We start from the raw sequence: 16,831 nt of genomic DNA on the forward strand, positions 1-16,831 counted from the left end.
TATATCCGGCATATATACGGCCGCTTATATTTTGATCATATAAATCTTTTTATTGTATTTATCCACATTTCAATCTGAAGGATTGCAAGACTTTTCAGATTCTTTCGTTGGAATCTGACTTTTTTGTCTGATCCTTTATGTATTTTGGATATTCCCTGCATAAGTCCCTGCATATAAGCTCTGCCAAGGCCTTTTCTTGCAAAGAATACTCCCTTTATCACTATTCCTGCAAGAATAAGAGGAAGATTTAATACAATCTGCAAAAAAGGAAAATTCTTATATATAAGATACAGATTGTTGCCCGCTGTAAGCTTTTGCTTGAACTCATTATATCTTGAACCCGAGGTTGCACTTCCTGCATGAAGTACTACAGCTGCCGGCTCTAAAAAGTTTATATATCCATAAACTCTGGCTCTTATTCCTATGTCCACATCCTCAAGATAGCAGAAATGCAAAACGTCAAATCCGCCGATCTTGTCAAAGACACTTTTCCTGTATATAGCCGCGCCGGCGCAGGAGGATGTAATACTCTTCCTATTCGAAAAAAGTGATGCAGGCTTGGCTTTACCATCAGTAAATGCCCATCCCATCGCGCTGTAATAATCTCCGCTGTCATCAACTATGTATGGGTTATTTAAAGATACCATAAGTGCCTGTACAGAGAAAGCTTTTTTCTTATGATCTATTGCATTTTCAAGTTTTTCTATGCAGTCATTCCTGCAGACAGTATCATTGTTAAGAAGAAATATATACTCAGTACTAGCAAGTTCTATCCCCTTGTTCACTGCGTTTGAAAAGCCTGTATTGGAAGAAAGACTTACCAGTTTGCAACTAATCTTGGAACCATCCTTGCAGGTAAGTTCTCCCTCATAATTTTCTTTAATATAATCTATACTTCCATCTGTCGATGCATTATCTATGATTATAATATCCGAAGGCAAGGTCTGCACAAGAAGTGATTCTATGCAGTCCTTTAAATATTTCATTCCATTGTAATTCGGAATGACAACTGTTGTTTTTGACATACAAGCATATATCCTTTAATTTCAATACAGTTTTTATATCAGTCTTTCATATCAGTCTTTTTCTGAACCATCTTAGGATCCCATACCACCCTGTAGCCAAGATGTCTTACTGCCCTGCAGAATCTGATACTTTCTTTTTTGATCTTGTCATCGTCCCAGTTATCAGGAATTATGATATGCCCTACCTTAGATTCGAGAACAGTCTCATCCTCCGGATCAGTAAATGTATCTTTCTGCTTCAGCATCTCGTTATTGCTATGATAAGTAAGACCTGTAACTTCTTTTAATAACGGTCTTAGTTTCTTCCTTATGCGCATGCATCTAAGATCCACTGCATCTGCATCCTGCTGGCAGGCAGCTATATGCGTGAATCCGCCGCTGTAGCCTTTAGGAAGACCATAATATACAATGCTTCCGTCTTCTTTATAGATTCCGCCTACCAATGTGCCTTTTTTATCTACAAGCTTGCCGCCGATTACGCCGATATCCTTCCTGGCTCTGAATATTCCATCCGGATATTCAACTCTGTAGAACCCCACATGCATAAGTTCACTTACGTTTGCATTAATTCCTTTAGCCTTAAGAATATCATATACAGCTCTTTTACCTGCATCGTAAGCATATTTCTTACTTGCAGGATTGGCTGCAGTTGATGCTTCGTGACATCTCCAATGATACAGTACCTTATCTATATGCCTTATATCTCTATCATTATCATCCATTGAAAGTGAAAGACAGGTTCTAAGGATAAGATCAAAGTCCTGAGCACCATCATATTCTTTTCTAAACATTTCCTTTTGGATAATATCAGCTCTGATAGAAGTAAAGTGGCATATATAGTTGTTGGATAAAAGATAATCAAGGTTATAACAAGGCTTGATATTAGGCTCATAGAACCTTGTCATATCTGTATCACACTTATCTTCATCAGAATAGATAAGCCCTATAGGACAATCAGACAGCTTATCCGGCTTAGAGCTTTCCATTTCATCAAGTATTTCTTTGGCAAAATAATATAAAGCATCAGGCGTTATAACATCATCATGATCAAGAAGGCATACATAATCTCCCTTTGCAGCCTTTAATGCTTCATTGGTATTATCTGAAATCCCGCCATTACTTTTAAGATGGATATAAATTATCCTGTTATCATCTTTAAATCTATCCAAAAGCAGATTCTTCAATCTCTCATCTGTAGAAGCATCTGCTAATATAAGCTCCCATTTAGGGTAAGTCTGACATACGACAGACTCTACCATTTCTATAAAGAATTTAGAATCTGTATTGTAGCACGGAACAAGTATACTAAAAAGAGGTGCTATATCAGATTCCCAAACGCTCTTTGTCTCTTCTTTCTGTCTGGAAAGCTCCTTATCAGATGCAGGTATAAAATTATACTCCTTCTTCTGATCTTCAAGTCTTTCTTTGGCAGCATAATATGCTGCAGCTATTCCGTTTCTCTTTGCATATGCTATTGTCTTTTTTATAGAACCTAACATACAACCTCTTAGTGATCACGATATTTGTTCAGATTACAAATGATGTAAAAACTTGTAATCTTCACTTAGTATAACACAGTTACAGCCCGAGAGCATACGCCCCCGGGCTGAATAATAGCTTAAATATTTAATATCTTATTACTGTCCGATAACTTCCTTAACAGCAGCTGTAAGTTTATCCTCAAGTTCTGCGGCATCTTCAAGGCTAGTTCCCTTAACGCCCATATAGAACTTGATCTTAGGCTCTGTTCCGGAAGGACGTGCACAGCACCATGAATCATTATCAAGTGCAAAGTACAGAACGTTGGATGTAGGAAGTCCTGTCTTGCCCTTAGCTCCTGTAGCAAGATCAAGTGTCTCACCTGTCTTGTAATCACGGAACTCTTCTACAGTCCAGTCACCAAACTTCTTAGGAGGATTGCTTCTGAGCTTGTCCATAAGAGCTGCAATCTCTTTTGCTCCCTCGATACCCTTCATAGTGATAGAATACTGGCCTTCCTTGTAATAGCCATATTCATTGTAGATATCTACCATTGCATCCCATGCTGTCTTGCCTTCATTCTTGTAGAATGCAGCAAGTTCGCAGAGCATCATAACTGCTACGATAGCATCCTTATCACGGGCATGTGTACCTGCAAGACATCCATATGACTCTTCAAGACCGAATACATAGTTGTACTCGTTATTTCTTTCTTCAAACCACTTGATCTGCTCACCGATGTACTTAAAGCCTGTTAATACTTCGATGTAGTGAAGGCCGTACTTGTCAGCGATTCTCTTAGCCATATTGGTTGTAACGATAGTTGTTACAAATGCAGGACGCTCAGGCATAAGTCCAAGCTTTGTACGCTCGCGAAGGATATACTCTCCTATGAGCATACCAGACATGTTACCTGTGAACTGCTTGTATTCGCCTGTCTTAGTATCCTTAGCATAGATTCCAAGTCTGTCAGCATCAGGATCTGTTGCAAGGACGATGTCTGCATCCTTCTCTTTTGCAAGTTCAAGAGCAAGCTTGAATGCCTTAGGATCTTCCGGATTAGGATACTCAAGAGTTGTAAAATCAGGATCAGGAAGCTCCTGCTCAGGTACGATATATACCTTGTTGAATCCAAGCTCCTTAAGGATTCTCTGAACCGGCTTATTACCTGTTCCATGGAATGGTGTATATACGATAGTAAGCTTGTCAGCCATAGCCTTGATAGCTTCAGGATGAAGGATCTGCTTCTTAAGTTCTACCATGTAAGCATCATCCATCTCTTTGCCGATTGTCTCGTAAAGACCTGCTGCCTTAGCTTCATCTGCCGACATAGTCTTAACTTCATGATAATCTGTGATAGCTTTAACAGCATCCATGATTCCTGTATCGTGAGGAGGTGTAACCTGTGCACCATCTTCCCAATATGCCTTATATCCGTTGTATTCCGGCGGATTGTGGCTGGCTGTAACCATAACGCCTGCGATACATCCAAGTTTTCTTAAAGCAAATGAAAGCTCAGGTGTAGGACGAAGTTCATCAAATACATATGCCTTAATTCCGTTAGCGGCAAGGCATCTTGCTGTCTCATCTGCAAATTCAGGAGAGAAGCGACGGCAGTCATAAGAAATAGCAACACCCTTTTTCTTGCCCTCTTCTCCTGCTGTTTTAAGGATATAGTTTGCAAGGCCCTGTGTAGCCTTACGTACGGTATAGATATTCATGCGGTTGGTTCCGGCTCCGATAACACCTCGAAGTCCACCTGTACCGAACTCAAGTTCCTTGTAGAAACGATCTTCCACTTCACTTTCGTTGTTACGAATAGCAAGAAGTTCCTGCTTGGTTGTATCATCAAAATAAGGATCATTCAACCAGTACTCGAACTGCTTTGTTGCTTCGCTCATAATTATTCCTCCTCTTATCCTATATATGCATCTATTATCAAGCACATTTAATTATACATACAAGACTATTTCAAAATAAAGACATATTTACAATAAAATCTCAATGATCTCCAAGAACTGTATCCCCAAGACCATCCACATTTACTGAAAAATCGCTTCGATCAAGCGTAAAGTTCTTGTTGTAATAAGGATCTCCTTTTTCAAGGATGTCCTTCCATTTATTTCTGAACTGCTCAGATTCTCTGTTATAACGTTCTGCCTTTTCTCCCGAATCATCAAGACCTCTTGATGCAGACTCGTGATGGTAAGCTTCTGCGAATGGTGTAAATACGTTAAGGTATCCCTTCTTTCTGAGCTTAAGGCACAGATCAACATCATTAAGTGATATGGCAAAAGATGGATCAAGACCTCCCACTTCATCATACTTAGCTCTTGATATCATAAGGCAGGCACCTGTAACTGCGCTCATATCCTGCGCGTAGCAAAGGCGCCCCATATATCCAAGGTTAGTTCCTTCCATGCCATAATGGGAATGTCCTGCTGTCCTGTGAGCGCCAAGTCCTAAGATAACACCTGCATGCTGAATCTTCCTGTCAGGGAAATACAGCTTAGCTCCTACTGCACCTACATCTGATCTCTGGGCATACATGAGCATCTCTTCCATCCAGTTAACAGTTATTATCTGAATATCGTTGTTAAGAAGGACAATATAATCGCCCTCGCTGTGCTTTATTCCAAAGTTCATGACATCTGAATAATTGAACTTGTCCTGGCTTCCAAAGTCCACGACCTTAACAAGCGATGCCCAAGGCTCTTTGGTAAGTTCCTTGTAATACTGCCTTATTTCATCTGTCTTTGAGTTATTCTCAACTACGATTATCTCATAGTTGTCCCATGTAGACTTTTCTTTGATAGATGTAATACACCTTCTAAGATCATCTGCATGATCACAGTTAGGGATCACAATTGAAATCTTAGGCCTTCCCTCGATCTCATATGAGATCTTGAAGATAGTTTCAAAAGCCTTGGTACTTGTGATCTTAAAGTGTTTATAGCCGTGTCTTTTTAAATGATCTGCAACAGCACCTCTTGCTGCTTCTATAGCATAAGTCTTAGCTTCAATTCCTGATGCAACAGAACCTGCATGAGATCTCCAATAATACAGGATTCTTGGTATATGTACGATATTCTTTGCTTCGTCTGTAAGGCGAAGTATCATATCATGATCCTGGCTTCCGTCAAATTCCTTACGGAAAAGTTCTGTACCATCAAGAAGCGTTCTCTTAAACACACTGAAATGACAGATATAGTTATTGGCTCTTAACGTATCTACCGCATAGTCAGGCTTAAAATGCATTGTTTCCATATGGTCAATGCTATTGCCATGGAAAGTAGTCTCATCACAGTAGATATAATCTGCACCCTGTTCATTTATAGCTTTGACATATACATACAAAGCTTCAGGATGAAGGATATCATCATGATCAAAAAGGCCTATATATTCGCCATCAGCCATCTTAAGACATTCATTGGTATTGCCGGATATTCCTGCATTGACCTTGAGCTTTTGATAGCAGATACGTCCCTTACCGTCTTTTTCCTGATACTCTTTGATGATCTGACCTACATATGCATGTTCATCATCAGATCCATCGGCAAGACACAGCTGCCAGTTCTGATAAGTCTGACTTGTTACAGATTCGATCATATCTCTAAGGAACTTCTCAGGAGTATTATATACAGGAGTCAGGATGCTGATCTTGACCATATTTGGGAAAACAGCCTGTGACTCTTCAAGCCTTTTAGCTTCATCCGGAAAACTTGCTGTTCCAAAATGGCTCATAGCCTTCTTTTCCCTTTTCTTATATCCGATCTTTGCAATAATTCCTCTTATAGATCCAAGATTTCTGATCCTGTTATTCTGACGCTTCACATAATGGTAGAAACGTCTGAAAGGTCCTGAGATGGCCCAGAGCTTACTTGTTTTGATCTTATCGAGCTTTCTTATGGCTTCATCTCTTTCTTCTTCAAGTTTTGCAATTCTTTCAGAAAGATCTGCGGTCTTTAAGCGCTCTTTTTCATATGCACTTTTATAATCAAATTGTTTATCTTCCAATTATCGCGCCTCTTTACTGCTTATTTTTTATATAACATCCATGGTCTTAGTGCCCCAGTTCATGACCCTGGTACGTGAAGTCGTATCTTTATAGAGCATTCCGGCCTGATATGTTCCCTTAGGAAGAACACCCTCTTCTATCCTGGATCTGTAGCCTGTTATCTCAACACTTTGCTGATCCTTAAGGTTCTTCTCAACATCCTCTCTTAGCATATCATGTACTTTAAACGAATATACACAAGGTTCTACAGGAGTAAGATCTTCAGAACTCTTTACCCTCCTAAGGAGAAGTGTTCTGTTATATATAGCATTATCAGAACCAACTACAAAGCTGTATCCTTTGATAAAATAGCCGGTATCATTAACAGGCTTTTCTTTTCTTCCCTTATAATACATCTTGTTCCATTTATTCAATGAACCGATGTAATCTGTCCTAAACCACACGCATTCATTCGTCCAGCTATCCGGATATCCCCTGGATACAAGCTGCGCATTTGAGCTTTCTATCTCGTCCGGATGAGGAATTTTGGGATTGGCCATGATATAATCCTGCGCCACATCATCGTTGACTAAAGCCTGATGATAGAATGGATCTTTGGTATACATATTCATGTGACGCTTCATAAGAGTGTTGTTTTCTCTCATAAGACGGTCTGTCTTTTTGGCATCTGCATTATCATCACCTCTGCTTAGAGATTCATGATGTACCAGATTAAAATAGTTACAGCAGACGTTGTAATATCCCTCTTCAAGAAGTCTCCAGTTAAGATCTACATCATTGAAGGCAACAGCAAGACCTTCATAATATCCGCCAAGTGCTTCAAACTTGTCTCTGCTTACCATAAGGCATGCTGCTGTAACTCCGCACATATCATGGGTTCCTTCGTTGGCTCCAAAATACCATACCTTATTATCAGAAAGTCTCTGAAGCTTGTGCATAGGTCCTATATGAATCGCAGTAAGACCTGCATGTTGTATAAGACTTCCATCAGGATTGAGCACAGGATCAGCAGGATATAACAGCTTACATCCTACAGCACCCACATGAGGAAGCCTTGCATAAAAGGAGAGCTCTCTAAGCCACTCACCGCTTACAATCTCTATATCATCATTAAGAAACAGGATCAGATCTCCTGTAGCATTCTTGGCACCAAGATTACACATGTATGAGAAATTGAAATCTCTAGGCTCATAAATATATGATATAGATGCACTATTCTCAGTTCTTATCTTATCAAGAAGTTCCTCATACTGTTTCTTCTTGTCTTCACAGCTTCCGTTATCAACAACTATTATCTCATAGCTTACATTCTCAGATCCGCTCCCATAATGAGTAAGCGATACAAGACACTGCTTTAGTACCTCAGGATGATCTTTAGACGGAATGACAACAGAGACTTTGACAGGAGATTCAATTGTATGATTTTCTTTATGAAAAGATCTTCCAAGAAAAAGATCTTCTCCATGTGCTCTGTGAAAAAGCACCTTATCAAGGTGATAAACAGGGAAATTCATTCCATCCCTTTTATTAAATCCACCTTCGATCAAAGCCATATGACCAAAAAGCTTATCACATACAGGCATATTCTCATAATCCAAAGAAGATACCTTACCCCATGGCATGATCAAAGGCTCATCGATATTATTTATAGCCTTCTTAACAAGTCCTGCCCTGGCTGCATATATACTTCCAATATAAAAAGCATTCAGATATGAATCAGGTGACCAGTCCGGCTTAAAATAAGGGGCAGATGGCCTTTCGTTTTCATCAAGTTCATCCTCATCTGCATACAGAAGATTTATATTCTTATTTTCTTCAAATGCATTTCCTATGTACTCTTTTGCATATCTGATAGTTTTGCCTTTTTTGCGGCAAAAGATGATTATGTCCTCTTCGCCTGCTTTGTCTATTGCTTTATTATGTGAGGTATTCTGACCTGAATTCTGAGTTATTATATCATCAAAAAAATAGTTATTATCTTATGATCGCATAAAGTCTGAGGCTTCTCATTTTCAAACTCCTCAATATGGAGATCATAATGAAAAGTCATACTGCGAACAGCCTTCTCATGTTTACGCTTTGCGTTTGCGGTCAGATACGCCCGTACTGCCTTTTTTAAGCCCATTTTTAAACAAACCTTTCAGCTTACTAAATCTAAGCCCCTCATCATCAGATTCATCAGATCCGGCGTACTGATATGAAACCAGGTCCTGAGCCTGCTTCTTCTGAATCGAAGACACTGTAAGCCTTATATTTATACGATTTACAGCCCTCTTTTTGAGCTCATCGCTGGTAAAATCAAATTCAATCCAAGGATCATCTGAATCAAATACAATGCTTTCATCAGAAAGCCATGCACCATTTGGATGTATTCCAAGTGCACTATTATCATCACTTATCCTCTCATCATTCCACTTAACGCTTGTAAGAGATACGATACATGGATGTGATACAGGATCAAGTCGCAGCTTCATGACATTATCATCAAGCTCTAGCTCTATCATGGCTTTGCCATTCTTATCATATTCTGTATCAAGCTCTTTGGAATTCTCTTCAGAAAATCCCTCGCCATAGTCATAATACAGCTTGATCGCTTCCGGATTAAATACCGGAACTTCCGGTGGCGGAAGAAGCTCTGCAGGAACAGTTGCCTTCTTGCCAATCTTCTTCCAGATTTCTACCATGGACATTCGATTGCCTGTCACATATTTCTGGAATCCTGCTTCTTCTTCAAGAAGGTCTTTGGCTTCTTCTTCAGACAGCCCCAGCTCCTTATAGAACTTATCTATTCCTATCTTTCTTCTCTTTTCATCTTCTTCAAGGTAGCAGTAAAGTGCTCTGAAAGCTATCTCTTTAGTAGGAATCTGCTTGCCATAAGTCCACTCATAATCTATAACTGTCCAGATAGGACCGTTAACCAGGATGTTGTTGAATATAAGATCATAGTCAGCAACCGCCATCTCCTCATTATAAGAGATCCTGCGAAGATATTCTCTGAAGAGCTTTTCAAAACCTTCAATATCATCTCCTGCAAGACACTTATCCATAAGTGATGAAAGCGGCTCTCCGTTAACAAAAGAAAAAGAAGCAACACCTGTCTTTTCATCTATCTGACAATCATTGATCTCGAGATCTCCGCCTCTGTAACGCTCTTTCAAAGCTTCATAAGCATCTCTGATACTATTTATATGATCAACTGCTTCTGCACATAGAGGAGCCTTGGTGATGATCCTTCTGCCGGCTCTGTCCACGCAGATATCTGTACGGATCTTAAATTCCGCAGCTCTATCATTAGAATATTTTGAAAATACGGTAGGGAATTCATTACCGATTATTACTTCAAAAGAGTTTGCAAAATCCTGATACATTCCATCTTTGACAAGCCCGTCAAAGGCATATTTTTCATTAAAAAGTATCATGCGGGAATTATCAAAATTGCGCACATTATCATTAAGCTCACCAAGTCCCGGCAGATAATAATCCGAGTGCATCATGGTCATGAACTTATAATCAGGATATGGATAATAGAAATGGTAATTATTGATACCACATCTTTTGAAGATCTGTATAAGACCGTTTCTGGTAAATGTTCTTGCAACACTTTCAGAATTATAGCCTTCTATTCCTGAGAAGTAAGTTCCAAGATGATCTTCTCTGCATCCTGCCAGATACTTAAGACCCATACGGTTCTCAATCGCTATAACGATCCTTCCCCCTGCATGAAGGTGCTTTTTGAGCATTTTAAGGAAGTTATCGTAAGGATACTCTCCGCCTATATATCCCTGGCCATATTCAAATACACCTATAAGGAAAATATAGTCAAAGTCATTTGGAAGATCCGGCTCTATATCCTTAAAATTACCGACATGAATAGTTACATTGTCACAATTTTTATTTCTGTATGCATTGATCTCACTTCTTTTCTTGGAAAGATCAACACAGGTAACAGATCCGGATTTTTGGGATAGCTTACCGGTAATTGCACCACAGCCGGATCCTACCTCCAATACTTTTTCAGATCCGGACATAGGTATCCACTCTATTATGTTGCTACGCTGCTCTGAAAGATGGTACAGAACAGGCCAGCTGCCTTTTTTTTCTATTATCTCAGGGAACTTGGACGGATCATTGTTCATAACTATGTCAAGAAGTTCATCCTCTATCTGCCCGTCGCAGTAGAGATCCATTCCCTTATAGCGGTCAAAATTTAGTGTTACATTACCGATTTTGGTCGTCTGCGCCATACCCATTCCTCCCGATCAAACATTACTCAACCCTTACTTTGGAATTCATGTCATAATAACCGACTGTATTCTTATCCGAGATCACTGTAAGATTGAGTGCATCATATAGCCTATGGTATACAGTAAAGTTTTCCTGTTCATATCCTGTTACACCAAAAGAAATCAGGTACTCACCACCCTGAAGATCAATCTTCTGAGTGAATGTGATTTTCTTTCGATCCCCCTTCTTCACAGGAGACAGGAAAGCCTTTTCAAACATTGTATTGGTACCGGTTATCTCTATACCGAGAATATTCTTAAGTGTAAATGCAAAAATCGGAGCCGGACAATCTCTCATAAATTCTACTGACATATGAATAGTACACTCATCACCTTTTTGCACAGATGATACCCTGCGTCCTGTATTGTCAGTAATATAATAATCCTGAATTCTTGCTGCTCCATCGCCATACTCAAGTACGTTAGGATTCTTGCCTACCATCTCAGATTGTGATGGCTCAGCCTTAGCAGCATTTTTGCCCTTACTGTTTCTTTTTTCCATCGGTGTGCCAACTTTGGAATCAGCTTCGTCAGCATCTTCTCCGGCACGTTTTCTTATATCTTCATCTTCAAGAAGGTTTAGAGCCACTTCGGCATTTTCCTTGGGAGCCACATACTGACCCACAAGAACCTGCTTGTAGATATCTATCATTTCCTTAGGAGAGCCTTCTCCAATCTTGACACCCTGATTGATAAGAACAGCTCTATCACAGTATTTGCTGATACTTGAAAGATCATGGGATACAAAAAGTATAGTCTTACCCTGCTTCTTGAACTCTTCAAATTTGTGATAACACTTAGCCTGGAAGAAAACATCTCCTACAGAAAGCGCCTCATCTACTATAAGTATCTCAGGATCGATGTTGATATTAAGAGCAAAGGCAAGGCGTACAAACATACCGCTTGAATAAGTCTTAACAGGCTGGTATACGTATTCTCCGATATCTGCAAAATCCAAAATAGCATTCATACGGTTCTTGATCTCTTCTCTGGTAAAGCCGATCATCATACCGTTTAAATAGATATTTTCAATTCCGTTATATTCCATGTTAAAGCCTGCTCCAAGCTCAAGAAGAGCAGAGATACGGCCATTAACATTTACAGTTCCGTTTGTAGGTGTAAGTACACCTGTAATGATCTTTAAAAGAGTAGACTTACCGGATCCATTGGTTCCAATGATTCCGACTGTCTCACCTCTGTGTACTGTAAGATCTATATTATTAAGTGCAAGCTTCTCATGATACTTTTTCTGCTTAGTAAGTCCAAGCGCTTCTTTGAGCCGGTCGGAGTTCTTATCATAAAGCTTATAGAGCTTTGTGATATTCTTGACCTCTATCGCGACCTCTCTTTGTTCTGACATACCAATCTCCATTCAAGTAATACTAAACTTAGTTACTGTCACCAAATAAGCATAGTAATCCGGTCACAGTCCCTCAAAGAGTCATTATCACAATACATCCGCAAAGTGAATCTTGGAACGCTTAAATATAAGCGAACCCATACAGAATAATCCAACAACAACGATCCAGAAATATGTTGATGAATAGAAGTGTTCAAAGAACCATCTCTCTTCATAGATACAGCTTCTGTAACCGCCTACTATATATGTCATAGGATTGAGCTTGATGATCCACTGCATACGCCAATCAGGAACAACCGTATCAAGGTTCCACAGAATAGGAGTAGCCCACTGGCCAAGCTGAAGTCCAATATTGATAATCTGCATCAGATCACGGAAGAAGACCTGTATAGCACTTGTAGCAAAAGATATCGCAAGCATTAACATAAACTCACAGAACATATAATAAAAGATCTGCAGAGTATACACGCTAGGAGTAAAACCTGCTATCCATCCTGCCCCTACAAGGAGAAGACAGAAAAACATGTGAGTAAAAGTTGCAGCTATTATCTTAATAAGTGGAAGAATACTGATCTTGAATACTACTTTTTTGACAAGATATGTATATTCAAGAAGTGATGTGGTTCCGTTTGATAAGCCTTCGGTAAAATAAAACCATGGCACAAGACCTGCCATTAAAAATACAACATATGGAACATCAAGTCCTCTTCCGGCTATTTCCGATTTAAGTCCGAATATCTTTTCGAATACGAACCAGTACATAAGGACTGTAACAACAGGCTGAGTAAATGCCCATACAGCGCCAAGGTATGATCCTGCATATCTCTTTTTAAAGTCATTGACAGCCATCTGCCATATAAGCTGTCTGTTATCCCATAATTCCAAGGGTACAACTGTAACCCTGTCATAATAAACCGAAAAAACCGCGCAACTGAGCGCTATCAGCGTACAGGCGCAGATTTTCTTCAGCCTCTCAGTCTCCTGATCAGCTCCGGGATTATAATGTAGTACTATTATCAGTGCCAAAACGATCGCACCCGCCAGGAATATGGAGATACCTGCCCATTTAGGCAGGTTTCCGATTCCGGGCAGACAGCGCTTCTTCATCGTTGTCTTATCTTTATTGTTCAAACCAAGGTCCTCAAATAAGTGTATTTTTATTAAAGATTTCTTTCTTTTTTGTACTCAGCGATTCCGCCCCATTTAGGATCTTTTTCTGAGAAAATAAGCTCGGCACCTTCCCATAAAGGCCACTCGATTCCGATCTCAGGATCGTTCCATAAAAGACCGCCCTCATCATTTGGATGCCAGAAATCTGAACATTTATAGCAGAACTCAGCATAATCTGAAAGAACTAAAAATCCATGTGCAAAGTTCTTAGGAATGAAGAACTGCTTCTTATTCTCTTCAGAAAGAACCACTCCAAACCACTTTCCGAAAGTCTTGGAACCTTCACGAAGGTCTACTGCAACATCGAATACCTCACCCTTTATTACTCTTACGAGCTTATCCTGTGGGAAATTCTTCTGAAAATGAAGTCCTCTAAGAACGCCCTTCTTACTTGCAGACTGATTGTCCTGTACGAATTCAACGTCTATTCCTGCTTCAAAAAACTCACGTTTATTGTAAGTCTCCATAAAATAGCCTCTGTTATCACCATGAACTGTAGGTGTGATTATCTTAAGGCCTTCTATATCTCCGCAATTTTCAACTTTGATCTGTCCCATTTAAATGTTCCCCTTACTACTAAAAATTTAAATTTGATATATTTATATTAAATCAGCTATCTATTTTATATATAAATGATGTAAGTGTCAAAAATCAGTTATTATCAAGCGTTCCTGATCTCATAGCTGATGCCGTATCATCAAGACCTGAATCATTGGTCAAGCTAGGCGTCTGACCATCAGGACTTACCGGTGTAGGCGCAGCATTATCTGATGATATGCCATCCATTGAAGTTGTGCTTTCTAAGCCTGTAGTACTACTATATCCACTGCTTCCTTCATCTGATGTACCGGCTCTAGTACCATTTATCTCTATGATATCAACGCTCTCTTTGGTAACACGTACTACTGTTCCGTTTGCAGGAACATGGTAGCCTTCTTTGTCATTAAGTCTGACTATATAAGAACCTATCTCCAGATCCTCAATAAGAATCTGACCGTTCCTGTCTTCATCAAGATAGACCTGTTCGTCTTCTTCGTCATCCATGTTGGTGACTGTAACGGCGAATTTCTCGCCGGTCTCAAGGCCTCCGCGTCCATTTTTGATGCTGACTTGTATAAGCCCTTCGCCAGGTTTTAATTCCATGGTAAGGGCTGTAACATCAGCCTCATAGATGCTGGCCAGATAATCAGGATCATCAAAAAAATCCTTTTGTGCCATAAATCCTTGCAAGTTGTTTCCTATCTGCCCGTTTGAAACCGCAGAAAGTTCTGCCATAGATTCATTACTTGAATCTACAGCGGAACCTTTCAGAAAACTATTGATCTTGTCAGCATTGGACGCATATACGATGATAAGTATAACTGCAATCAGTGCTGCAAAGACCGCTACTGCGAGCTTCATGACTTTAGAGTCCATTAGCTACCTCGATGAGATATTTACCATAATTGGTTTTCAAAAGCGGCTGTGCAAGATTTAAGAGCTGCTCTTTATCGATAAAGCCTCTCTTATATGCGATTTCTTCTATACAAGAGATGTAAAGGCCCTGTCTCTTCTGGAATGTTGCAACAAAGTCTGCTGCATCAAGAAGTGCATCATGATTGCCTGTATCAAGCCATGCAAAACCTCTTCCAAGTGTCTCAACATAGAGATTTCCACGATTAAGATACTCGTTATTGATACTTGTGATCTCAATCTCACCTCTTGCGCTAGGCTTAACATTCTTTGCAATCTCTACAACATCATTGTCATAGAAGTAAAGACCGGGAACAGCATAGTTAGACTTAGGATTTTCAGGCTTTTCTTCAATTGAAATAGCCTTACCGTTTTCATCAAACTCAACTACGCCGTATTCTCTTGGATCTCTTACATAGTAACCGAAGATTGTAGCTCCAGATCCGGGTGTATTATGTCTTTCAAATACATTTCTAAGAACCTTGGAGAAACTCTGTCCATAGAAAATATTGTCACCAAGAACAAGCGCTGCAGAATCGTTGCCGATAAAATCAGCTCCAATTATAAATGCATCTGCAAGTCCTCTTGGCTGCTCCTGAACAGCATAATTCATATTAAGTCCAAGCTGTGATCCATCACCGAAAAGCTCTTTGAATGCAGGAAGATCTCTAGGTGTAGAGATGATGAGAATATCTCTGATACCTGCAAGCATAAGAGTTGATAACGGATAATAGATCATCGGCTTATCATAAACAGGCATGATCTGCTTGGATACAGCCTTGGTCAATGGATAAAGACGTGTGCCGGAACCTCCGGCGAGAATAATACCTTTCATTTTGGATCCCCTTTTATTTATGACGATCAGTCTGCAAGCTTCTTGCTGTACATACCATCATAATATTTTTCGTAATCACCTGAAGTGATGTGCTCCATCCACTCCTGATGCTCGAAGTACCACTTAATAGTCTTGCGGATGCCTTCCTTGAACATTGTCTCAGGCTCCCAGCCGATCTCAGCCTTGATCTTATCAGGTGCGATAGCATATCTTCTGTCGTGACCCTTACGATCTTCTACATATGTGATGAGATCATATGAAAGGTGAGCCTTTCTAGGATCATCATCTGTAAGCTCTTCTCTTAAAATATCGATGATTGTCTTAACGATCTCAATGTTCTGCTTCTCATTGTGTCCGCCGATATTGTATGTCTCAAAGAGTCTTCCCTGTTCCTGAACCATATCGATAGCCTTGGCGTGATCTTCTACATAAAGCCAGTCACGAACGTTCTTACCATCTCCGTATACAGGAAGCTTCTTGCCTTCAAGTGCATTGTGAATGATAAGAGGTATGAGCTTTTCAGGGAACTGGTAAGGTCCATAGTTATTGGAGCAGTTAGTAATATTAGCAGGGAAGTGATATGTATCCATATAAGCTTTTACAAGCATATCAGAGCTTGCCTTTGAAGCAGAATATGGGCTATGAGGAGCATAAGGTGTTGTCTCATAGAAATATCCGCCGTCCTCAGGAAGTGAACCATATACTTCATCAGTTGATACATGAAGGAATTTCTTGCCTTCCTTGTATGTTCCGTCAGGAAGCTCCCATGCCTTCTTTGCAGCATTGAGCATAGTAGCTGTTCCAAGTACGTTGGTCTCAACAAAGATCTCAGGATTTACGATTGAACGGTCAACGTGGCTTTCTGCAGCAAAGTGTACAACACGATCAATATCATTTTCCTCAAAGATCTTAGTAATAGCTTCTCTATCGCAGATGTTAGCCTTTACGAATGTATAGTTATCGTTGGATTCAAGATCACTAAGATTCTCAAGGTTACCTGCATAGGTAAGTGCATCAACATTGATGATACGGATTGTATCGCCATACTTCTTGAACATGTAGTGAATATAGTTTGATCCGATGAATCCGGCTCCGCCTGTTACAAGATAAGTTCTCATTTTAAAAGTTCCTTTCGATTTTCATCTTTTTATTATAATGGGTGCCAACGATCACTCATTTATAGAGCGATAGGACAAATATAGCCCCTTA

At 39.8% G+C, this 16,831-nt stretch carries 12 protein-coding genes; all 12 read right to left on the reverse strand.

What is annotated here, in order from left to right; genetic code table 11:
* Nucleotides 1–35: 35 nt before the first annotated feature.
* The gene (locus I7804_RS00335) at nucleotides 36–1,025 is read right to left on the reverse strand and encodes a glycosyltransferase family 2 protein (RefSeq protein ID WP_282570444.1); all 990 of its coding nucleotides are present in this window, start codon (nucleotides 1,023–1,025) and stop codon (nucleotides 36–38) included.
* 38 nt (nucleotides 1,026–1,063) lie between these two features.
* The gene (locus I7804_RS00340; protein ID WP_248404350.1) at nucleotides 1,064–2,524 is read right to left on the reverse strand and encodes a glycosyltransferase; all 1,461 of its coding nucleotides are present in this window, start codon (nucleotides 2,522–2,524) and stop codon (nucleotides 1,064–1,066) included.
* 138 nt (nucleotides 2,525–2,662) lie between these two features.
* Nucleotides 2,663–4,405 (reverse strand): phospho-sugar mutase, encoded by a 1,743-nt coding sequence (locus tag I7804_RS00345; RefSeq protein ID WP_027203215.1) that lies wholly within the window; start codon nucleotides 4,403–4,405, stop codon nucleotides 2,663–2,665.
* A 100-nt stretch (nucleotides 4,406–4,505) separates the two neighbouring features.
* A complete protein-coding gene (locus tag I7804_RS00350; RefSeq protein ID WP_248404351.1) occupies nucleotides 4,506–6,521 on the reverse strand; it encodes a glycosyltransferase family 2 protein in 2,016 nt (671 codons plus the stop codon).
* 27 nt (nucleotides 6,522–6,548) lie between these two features.
* Nucleotides 6,549–8,144, reverse strand: a complete 1,596-nt coding sequence (locus I7804_RS00355) for a glycosyltransferase family 2 protein (RefSeq protein ID WP_248404352.1) — start codon at nucleotides 8,142–8,144, stop codon at nucleotides 6,549–6,551.
* 450 nt (nucleotides 8,145–8,594) lie between these two features.
* The gene (locus I7804_RS00360; RefSeq protein WP_080655923.1) at nucleotides 8,595–10,766 is read right to left on the reverse strand and encodes a class I SAM-dependent methyltransferase; all 2,172 of its coding nucleotides are present in this window, start codon (nucleotides 10,764–10,766) and stop codon (nucleotides 8,595–8,597) included.
* A gap of 22 nt (nucleotides 10,767–10,788) precedes the next feature.
* Nucleotides 10,789–12,165 (reverse strand): ABC transporter ATP-binding protein, encoded by a 1,377-nt coding sequence (locus I7804_RS00365; RefSeq protein ID WP_092044507.1) that lies wholly within the window; start codon nucleotides 12,163–12,165, stop codon nucleotides 10,789–10,791.
* An 87-nt stretch (nucleotides 12,166–12,252) separates the two neighbouring features.
* Complete coding sequence (locus I7804_RS00370; protein ID WP_248404353.1) at nucleotides 12,253–13,296, reverse strand: ABC transporter permease; 1,044 nt, start codon at nucleotides 13,294–13,296, stop codon at nucleotides 12,253–12,255.
* A 29-nt stretch (nucleotides 13,297–13,325) separates the two neighbouring features.
* Nucleotides 13,326–13,892: a dTDP-4-dehydrorhamnose 3,5-epimerase gene (gene rfbC, locus I7804_RS00375; protein WP_022755357.1), complete on the reverse strand. Its 567-nt coding sequence runs from the start codon at nucleotides 13,890–13,892 to the stop codon at nucleotides 13,326–13,328.
* 94 nt (nucleotides 13,893–13,986) lie between these two features.
* On the reverse strand, nucleotides 13,987–14,751 hold the full coding sequence (locus I7804_RS00380; protein WP_248404354.1) for a hypothetical protein: 765 nt from the start codon (nucleotides 14,749–14,751) through the stop codon (nucleotides 13,987–13,989).
* A complete protein-coding gene (gene rfbA, locus I7804_RS00385; protein ID WP_022755355.1) occupies nucleotides 14,741–15,622 on the reverse strand; it encodes a glucose-1-phosphate thymidylyltransferase RfbA in 882 nt (293 codons plus the stop codon). Before rfbA ends, I7804_RS00380 begins: the two co-directional genes overlap by 11 nt.
* 26 nt (nucleotides 15,623–15,648) lie before the next feature.
* Nucleotides 15,649–16,740, reverse strand: coding sequence for a dTDP-glucose 4,6-dehydratase (gene rfbB / locus I7804_RS00390; protein ID WP_022758331.1), 1,092 nt, complete (start codon nucleotides 16,738–16,740; stop codon nucleotides 15,649–15,651).
* Nucleotides 16,741–16,831 lie beyond the last annotated feature (91 nt).

It is taken from the genome of Butyrivibrio fibrisolvens, assembly GCF_023206215.1.
Lineage (GTDB): Bacteria > Bacillota > Clostridia > Lachnospirales > Lachnospiraceae > Butyrivibrio > Butyrivibrio fibrisolvens_C.